This is a genomic window from Bacillus marinisedimentorum (genome assembly GCF_001644195.2).
GTDB classification, from domain to species: domain Bacteria; phylum Bacillota; class Bacilli; order Bacillales; family Bacillaceae_O; genus Bacillus_BL; species Bacillus_BL marinisedimentorum.
The window spans coordinates 1-6562 of the sequence record NZ_LWBL02000032.1; the positions used below are offsets into that span (position 1 = coordinate 1).

The 6562-nt window shown below is 34.7% G+C and carries 10 protein-coding genes; all 10 read left to right on the top strand.

Annotated features, from left to right (window positions below):
* The first annotated feature begins 418 nt into the window (after positions 1 to 418).
* Positions 419 to 634: a BhlA/UviB family holin-like peptide gene (locus tag A4U59_RS09900; RefSeq protein WP_066173356.1), complete on the top strand. Its 216-nt coding sequence runs from the start codon at positions 419 to 421 to the stop codon at positions 632 to 634.
* Entirely contained in the window at positions 634 to 987 is a 354-nt protein-coding gene (locus A4U59_RS09905) for a hypothetical protein (protein WP_066173359.1), read from the top strand. The genes A4U59_RS09900 and A4U59_RS09905 overlap by 1 nt, the downstream gene beginning before the upstream one ends.
* 11 nt (positions 988 to 998) lie before the next feature.
* Positions 999 to 2222, top strand: coding sequence for a GLUG motif-containing protein (locus tag A4U59_RS09910; RefSeq protein WP_066173363.1), 1224 nt, complete (start codon positions 999 to 1001; stop codon positions 2220 to 2222).
* Positions 2222 to 2500 carry a hypothetical protein gene (locus A4U59_RS09915; RefSeq protein WP_066173366.1) on the top strand — a complete coding sequence of 93 codons (279 nt, stop codon included), beginning with the start codon at positions 2222 to 2224 and terminating at the stop codon, positions 2498 to 2500. The genes A4U59_RS09910 and A4U59_RS09915 overlap by 1 nt, the downstream gene beginning before the upstream one ends.
* Positions 2501 to 2522: 22 nt before the next feature.
* The gene (locus A4U59_RS09920; protein WP_066173368.1) at positions 2523 to 2960 is read left to right on the top strand and encodes a hypothetical protein; all 438 of its coding nucleotides are present in this window, start codon (positions 2523 to 2525) and stop codon (positions 2958 to 2960) included.
* A 30-nt stretch (positions 2961 to 2990) separates the two neighbouring features.
* Positions 2991 to 3866 carry an SU10 major capsid protein gene (locus A4U59_RS09925; protein ID WP_066173371.1) on the top strand — a complete coding sequence of 292 codons (876 nt, stop codon included), beginning with the start codon at positions 2991 to 2993 and terminating at the stop codon, positions 3864 to 3866.
* A 95-nt stretch (positions 3867 to 3961) separates the two neighbouring features.
* Positions 3962 to 4138, top strand: a complete 177-nt coding sequence (locus A4U59_RS09930; RefSeq protein WP_066173374.1) for a helix-turn-helix domain-containing protein — start codon at positions 3962 to 3964, stop codon at positions 4136 to 4138.
* A 179-nt stretch (positions 4139 to 4317) separates the two neighbouring features.
* Positions 4318 to 5136: a hypothetical protein gene (locus A4U59_RS09935; RefSeq protein ID WP_066173377.1), complete on the top strand. Its 819-nt coding sequence runs from the start codon at positions 4318 to 4320 to the stop codon at positions 5134 to 5136.
* Positions 5137 to 5177: 41 nt separating this feature from the next.
* The gene (locus A4U59_RS21745) at positions 5178 to 5342 is read left to right on the top strand and encodes a DUF5659 domain-containing protein (RefSeq protein ID WP_169823946.1); all 165 of its coding nucleotides are present in this window, start codon (positions 5178 to 5180) and stop codon (positions 5340 to 5342) included.
* A gap of 55 nt (positions 5343 to 5397) precedes the next feature.
* Positions 5398 to 6357 carry a hypothetical protein gene (locus tag A4U59_RS09940; RefSeq protein ID WP_066173380.1) on the top strand — a complete coding sequence of 320 codons (960 nt, stop codon included), beginning with the start codon at positions 5398 to 5400 and terminating at the stop codon, positions 6355 to 6357.
* The last annotated feature ends 205 nt before the right edge of the window (positions 6358 to 6562 follow it).

Sequence of the window (6562 nt, forward strand, 5' to 3'; positions counted from 1 at the left end):
ATTGGTATGTATGGGCTTATTCGGATTTTGGATTTTTGGTACTTATGGAGGGAACATAAAAAGTTAATAAGCGTTTGTTTGATTCTTAAAAACGCCAAACTACCCGTCACTATTGATCTCATGGATTCAGGTGTAAAACTGTACTTATGAAGAGATATAAAAAGAAATTGTTATAAAATAGAAAAGCGCCAAACCCCTTGATACGACTAGCCGGAATCAAATAGCGGAAAAATTGTACTTATGAAGGAGAGTAAATTTCATTGAGTGTCATACCATGACATTGAATGAAGGGTATTCCCTTCACCTTTAAGTTTGATTCGAGTGTCATACATTTTTAACCTCCATTTTTCTTTTGAGAGTGGGCTATACGCCTACTCTTCTTTTTTTGCTCATATTTTTTAAGTTGGGGGTGTTTACTATGGACTTATCTACAATTCCAATGGAGTTAGTTGTATCACAAGGGATATTTGCGGTTCTATTCGTTTGGCTTTTAGTCGATACAAGAAAGGAATCAAAAGAGCGAGAAAGACAACTAATAACACAAATTGAAAAGCAAAATCAAGCACAAGATAGGATTGTCCAGGCGATTGAACGCCTAGAGAATCAAATTACAAGTTTAAAGGAGGTTAAATAATGGCAGAGGTAACAAGTCAAGCATATCAAGATTTAAGGGATTACATTCAAGCGAATTGGCAGTATATCGAACTGCAAGACGACACAGGAAATCCAGTTTTAAGGTTATCTCCTGCGAATAGTCGTGTAAGTTGGATTCACAATGCAGGGGAACAAACTCTTAAACTCCAAGTAGTTGTAAAAGGTAGTGATACTGACATTACAGCACCACAAACCTTTGCTGCAAGTGCTATCTTTAATGTGGCAACTGGCGGGAGTGCTTACAGTGTTGAATCATTTACTCCATTTACTTTTGAGAGTGATCAAGATGAATTGACAGTGGTTCATTCTATTCAAGTACCACAAGTAGTATAGGGTGATTTATAATGCCTATTTTAATAAGTACACCAGAAGATTTAGATAGTATCCGTAATAATCGTTCAGGTGATTACGAGTTAACTAATGATATTGATATGGGTAATTTCGGCAGTTTTACGCCGATAGGAACATCATATAGCAGTACATTTAGCGGAAGTTTTGACGGAAAAGGTTATAAGATTAAAAATATACAAATAGGTGATCACCCTTATTCCAGCATATTCGGTTACGTCAAAAGTGCCAATATAAAAAATGTTGGTGTAGTAGATGCAATTGTAGAGGCAGATACTAATAATTCCATTGGTACGCTTATAGGATATTTAAATAATATTGATAGTGCTTATAAAATAGACACTTGTTATTCTTCTGGTTCTGTTTCTGGACAATATCATGTCGGCGGTCTTATTGGGCAAATTTATGCTGGAGATGTTAATAACTGTTATTCTACTGCAACCGTTAATTCTTTAGGGCGTGCGGGTGGATTATCAGGGCATATTGTTACAGGAACTATAAGTAATTGTTATTCTACTGGACAAGTAACAGGTGATTCGTATGTCGGCGGTTTGGTTGGTAGTAAATCCAATGGGATTACAAATAATTCATATTGGGATATAGAAACAAGCGGTCAAACAACTTCATCAGGTGGAACAGGCAAGACAACCGCCGAAATGAAAACTCAATCTACTTATACAGGTTGGGATTTAACAAACACATGGGCTATTAACGGTGACTATCCTTATTTACAAGTGTTTGGTGTTCCTGATGCACCTGCAAAGATTGGACAGGTAACAGTTAATTCATTCACCTTACCTATCCAATCAAACATATCCAAGAGTTTAAAGTCAGTCCGAGAAACAAAAACCTTCCTGAATACTATTCAGACAGTTTCAGACAAGTTTTCAGCGACTTTAAGGGAGGTCAGGACTTATACCATTCCGATTGAAACAGCCGTTGAAAAGTCCAATAAAACAGTCAGAAGGGCAAATGAAAATGTTAATACATTTATTAGTCCGATTGCTGCAAGTGTGGAACGAAAAAGCAAAACATTCCATAACTTACTGGCGAATATTGAGCCGATTGCCGGAAATGTAAATGTATCCTTCCCTATCAGTAATAATATGATAACTGGCTATGCTTATGTGGTTGAGAATCCTTCTTCAATCGAAATGAAGGAGAATCAATCTAATACATATCAGATTCACAATCCTTCCTATGTGGAGGTGATTTCATAATGCCCTATCAAGGCGATACTGTAAGGTTTAAATGTCATTTTAAGTCATTTAGCGGACAGGCAGTTGATCCCACTGATGTTACTTTGACTATCTACGATGATACCGAAGCACAAATTGAACAGTTTGTTTTATCGGACAGCGACAAGGAAAGTGTCGGTGTCTATTTTTATGATTATGTCCTACCCGATGACAAACCCGAAATTATTTTCGAGTTTCGAGGGTTACATAATAACAAGCCGATTCTCGTAAGGGATACGGTGAGTATCAAATTTAATTAATCATTAAAAGGAGGTTAGAAAATTGGCAGAAGAAACATTTAGTCAAGAGCAAGTAGATGATTTAGTCCAGCAAGAGAGGCAGAAGTGGGAAACGGAAGTATTACAGCCGATTCAAACTGAAAGGGATGACTTGCTGCAATACAAACCGAAGGAAAAAACTGAAGAAGAAAAAGCACTTGAAACGAAACACCAAGAATTGTTTCAAAGAGAGGTGCAACTTGAATTGAAATCAGCCGGACTTGATAAGTTTGCTGATTTTTTTAGTGTCGAAAAGGTTGAGGACTTAAAGCCAAAGATTGAACAATTTCAGGATATTATGACTGAAATGAAAAATGAAATGAAAATTGAAATGGGCTATAAGCCAGACAATCACAAGCAACAAGATCAATACTCAAAATTTGAACAGGACAAGAATACAACTGGAATGATTTCATCTAAACTTGCAAATTTGTTTAAGTAAAAAACTAAAATTAAAGGAGATTGATATATTATGTTTACATCTGATAACTTTACCAATGCTGAAAAGATTAGTCTATCTCGGGAAATCGCTATTATCGGGGTGCAATCCACTCCCCTTACTTCTATGTTGATGGCAAAAGGGAATATTGAGAAAGCTCTTTCCACTGTCTACACATGGAGAGCAAAAACACTTGATCAAACTGATGATATTTCTGCTACTGAAGGTGCTGATACTACTGAGTTTTTCGAGAGCTCAAGGGCTGAACTCAGCAACCTTCTTCAAATCTTTAAGAAAGGTGCTAGTGTTTCCGGTACTTCAATCGCAATGAAGCGTAATCAGTTGGCAGAAGAAGTATCTGACCGACTGCTTGAACTTAAAATTAACATGGAGAAGAAATTTATTAACGGTGTTAAAAATGATGGTTCTGCCACTCCTTTCATCCGACAAATGGGCGGTTTGATTTCATGGGCAGACGCTTCAAATGCCGTAAATGTAACTGGTTCTGTCACAGAAGATAATGTTAAACAAGTAATGCGTAACCTTTGGAATCAGGATATTGCTGAAGGTGAATACTATGCCCTTGTAAATGCTGACATCAAAGAGCAAATTGATACTATCTATAAGGATCGCTACAACTACCAACATAAGACAAACTCTTTCGGTCTTGTAGTTGATTCTATCGAAACTAACTATGGTGTACTTAACTTTGTACTATCTAAGCATGTACCAGTTGATAAGATGGTTACATTTAATGATGCATATGTTAACCTTGCTTATCTTCGTGAGCCAGGATTCGAGCCACTTGCTAAAACTGGCGATAGTGTTAAAGGTCATGTAATTGCCGAAGCTACACTAAAAGTTGCTTCACCTAAAGGTGTAGGAGTAATGACAGTAACACAAGCATAATCCTATACATATTAAACAAGATGGGGGTACTGCCAAAAGGCGGTATCCTCTTCTTTTTTACTCATAAATTTTAAGAATGGAGGTTTTAGGATGAAATGAATATCAAGGATGAATACCTGCTTAAACGCCGGAAAAAGAAAATCACAATGCAGGAACTTGCTGGTTTTATTGGTTGCTCACAGTCATTAATCAGCCGTTACGAAACAGGCGATTGCTCAATGTCAGATAAAAAAATAGAGAGATACCGTTTTTATATTGATTCAAAAAAATAATCGAAAAATGGAGGTGAAAAAGTGGATGACCGACTCAACATAACCACTTCCTTCTTTTAATCGAAGTAATAATTTTTTGAGGATTAAAAGGAGGAAGGCAACTGTTTGCAATAACAGTTGTATCATTTAGGGCTTTACCATAGAAGGAAAGTGGGAGAGTTATTCTTTCACTTTGTAACATGAACAAATATTATAAAGATCAATGTCCTACATGGGCTGAAAATACGCAATTGGAACATGATTTAATTTTAGGTGACGACAGTGACAGTTTACTAACCAGTAACTTATTAACTGATATGACAAACGGTAAATGGGATATTAATTACTTTTACGACTTTCAGGACTTTTACCGTCATAAGAAAACAGAATTACCGCTTATTGGTGTGGATATGGCTTTCAGCAAGAATGTCCGTTGTTTTGATAACCATGTAAGTAAAAAATTCAGTCACAGTCAATACAACAAGTATTGTATGAACATGAATCTTTACAAGAATATTAGCACCGAAAATTATTATAAAAAATATCCATTTTCCACACTCATGATGGTAATGAGTTACTATAATATTCCGCTGCCAGACAGTCAAATCGGTAAAGAAATCATACTTGCAATTGATTCAGCGTTTAAAGGACATTACACATATAAAGAGCATTTCAAAAAAATACATACAGATTGGCTTACTTCACTAGGATTCGATAGTTTGGTGGATACACTAAACAACAGAAACCCTAATTATTTTTATGAACTGCAAAAACATTTTGGATTGAATGAAAAGATTTACATAGATGCTGAAGGTCACTTACAAACCGGAATTGATTTAGAGGGTATTCAAAATCATCTTGACTGGAAACTTGAGTTACCTTTACAACAATTTAAGTTAATCAAAGAATGTGTTCGTGAAGGTCACAGGATTGGACAAAAGTATATACCGGATAAATCAGAGTTGGTATCGTTGGCATTTACAAGTAAAAATTATGTTTCTTATACACATAGAGGATAGGGGGCTTTCCCTATCCTTATTTATTTCTAGGAGGAAAAATCATGAAAAACTATTTCTTTTGCTATTCAAAACGTGTTTCGGACTTTTTGGCCAGTAAAGGTATTCAATTTATCACAGTGGCGATTGAACCAAAAACAAAAAAGATGTTTTCTCTATATGAAATCAATGAGGAACTTCAAAAGGCACTAGATCAATACAAACAGTAATCAGATTAAAAATAATAAATCCAATAAACTTTAAAATAAATTCGGGGGTTTTAAAATGAAATTTGAAGAGTTAAGTAAGATTTTGGAGTTTAATCAAGAGTATGAAAATGATGTGTTCATTCCCAACGAAATATTTTCAGATTTAAAGAAGTACATCAAGAAAAGTCCACATATTCCGTTTGCTTATGCTTATTACTACTTAACCAACTGGCTTTATCGCTTTACAAAATACACACAAACGGCAACCATTATTGATGTTAAATTTATTAAAAAGGTATTAGGTTACAGTCCAACCTATCCAGAGGTTAACTATCTCATTAAAAATAAAGGGTTGCTGCAAGAAATGGGATACATCTATTCGTCAAACGATATACCTCTTGTATGGACATTTGACGGGGATGAATTAAACTTTGACTGCATTAGTGATTTAGACGATACAGATAAAAACCTTTCAAAAATGCACTTTGAGAAGTATGGCAAAAATTATAAGATTAAAGTTCCGGTAAAAGGATTGTGGAGAACAGAGGAATCAACTGATATTGATGTATTAGATGGAACATTCTTTGATGTCAGAAACACACACATGATACCTTTTGAAGTGTTTGTTTATTGCATGACAAATAAAAATATTGGTGTTTCAGGTTTCTATATTTACAGTTACCTGAAGCAGAAGAATGATATGTTTAACGGTTATGATGTATCAGTTGAAGGATTATCACAGGAAAGCGGAATACCTGTCAGAACAATAAACAGGATTTTGGACAACTTGAAGAAATACAAACTTATCTCTTTCCACATAAATCAAGAATTTGTCATTGGCTTGAAGCGTGAGGAACGCTTAGCGAATACATATTACACAAATGATTTTATTCAGTTTAGTGATACGCCAGTGGATTATATCACAAGGCGAGTTATTAGCGAAATCACATATTTTAAGCGAAAGAAAGAAGAAGAAAAATTGAAAGAAATGGTAGAGGAAGGAATGGATTTACTACCTTCTAAAGCACAAGCATAAAAGTATAGGAAATGGCACTACATATAATATAACAATAATAATAAATTTAAATTTTAAGTAAGTTTATTAATTATTTCTATTTATATTAAATATAGTGCCAAAACCTATACTTTTTAAAAGTTGTTTATGGACTGATAATTTCAGTCCTTTTTTGTATTCTCAAATTTAATCCAGGAGGAATGAAAAATGAAAGAATCAATTAATA